The organism is Streptomyces sp. NPDC001902, from assembly GCF_042891295.1.
Taxonomy (GTDB): Bacteria; Actinomycetota; Actinomycetes; order Streptomycetales; family Streptomycetaceae; genus Actinacidiphila.
This window is the reverse complement of the sequence record NZ_JBIATA010000066.1, coordinates 1-1,397: the sequence shown is the minus strand read 5'-3', so window position 1 is coordinate 1,397 and position 1,397 is coordinate 1. Positions and strand designations below refer to the sequence as shown.

The window sequence follows — 1,397 nt, the reverse complement described above, 5'->3', positions numbered from 1 at the left end:
GTGAGGAATCGAGTCCAGCGACTGGCGCTGCCGCTCTCCGCGACCTTGACGGCGGTCGTGGTCGCCGGCTGCGGTTCGGGAGGGTCGGACGGCGAGGCCTCCGGAGAGCCCCTCACGATGGGGATCACGGACAAGGTGACGGCCGTTGATCCGGCCGCCGGTTACGACGTCGGCTCCTGGATCGTGTTCAACAACGTCTTCCAGTCGCTGCTCAGCTTCCCCAGGGGCGCCACCAAGCCCGAGCCCGAGGCCGCGGAGAGCTGCAAGTTCACCGACGCGCAGAGCAGGACGTTCGACTGCACGCTGCGGCAGGGTCTGAAGTTCAGCAACGGTGAGGCGCTGACGTCGCAGGACGTGAAGTACTCCTTCGAGCGCACCATCAAGATCAATGACGAGAACGGTCCGGCGGTGCTGCTGGACGCGATCAAGACGATCGACACGCCCTCGCCGGAGCGGGTGGTGTTCCACCTGAAGTACTCCGACGCGACGTTCCCGATGAAGATCGCCTCGGGTGCGGGTTCGATCGTGGACCACACGCAGTACCCGGCGGACAAGCTGCGCACGGACGGCAAGGCGACCGGTTCCGGCCCGTACAAGCTGGACTCCTACGAGGCCGGCGAGCAGGCGGTGTTCTCGGTCAACGGGGACTACCAGGGCACGGCGCAGATCCGTAACTCCGGTATGACGATGAAGTTCTTCGGTGACGAGCCGGCGCTGAAGAAGGCGGTGGAGGACGGGTCGGTGGACCTGGCCTACCGTGGTCTGGACTCGGCCGACATCGCCTCGCTGCAGAGCAGTTCGATAGCCGGCGACACCGGGATCCAGGTCGTGGAGGGCACCGGTGCCGAGGTCCAGCACCTGGTGTTCAACCTCAAGGACCCGGTGGTGGGCGACAAGGCCGTGCGGCGTGCGGTGGCCTATCTGATCGACCGCAAGGCGTTCATCCGGGACGTCTACCAGCGCACCGCGACCCCGTTGTACTCGATCGTGCCGGCCGGTATCACCGGTCACAACACCGCGTTCTTCGACCGCTACGGCGAGGGCGGCGACCGGGCCGGGGCGCAGGCCGTGCTGGCGCAGGCGGGGATCACGAGCAAGGTGTCCTTCACGCTGTGGGCGACGCCGGTGCGGTTCGGGCCGGGCACCGTGGCGGAGCTGAAGGCGATCGCCAAGCAGCTCAACGACAGCGGGCTGTTCGACGTGGACGTCAAGAGCGCCGACGCCGACCAGTACGCCAAGGACATCGAGGCCGGCAAGTACGCCGTGTACGTGCGCGGCTGGGTGCCGGACTACCCGGACCCGGACAACTTCACCGCCCCGTTCTTCGGTGACGGCAACGTGCTGTCCAACAACTACGTCAACAAGAAGATCACCGGCGAGCTGATCCCGCGCACCGC

The 1,397-nt window shown here is 66.8% G+C and carries 1 protein-coding gene; it reads left to right on the top strand.

Annotated features, from left to right (window positions below):
- Positions 1-1,397 (top strand): ABC transporter substrate-binding protein (locus ACFYYN_RS43375; RefSeq protein ID WP_500550203.1); only part of this gene is annotated, 1,397 nt, incomplete at both ends.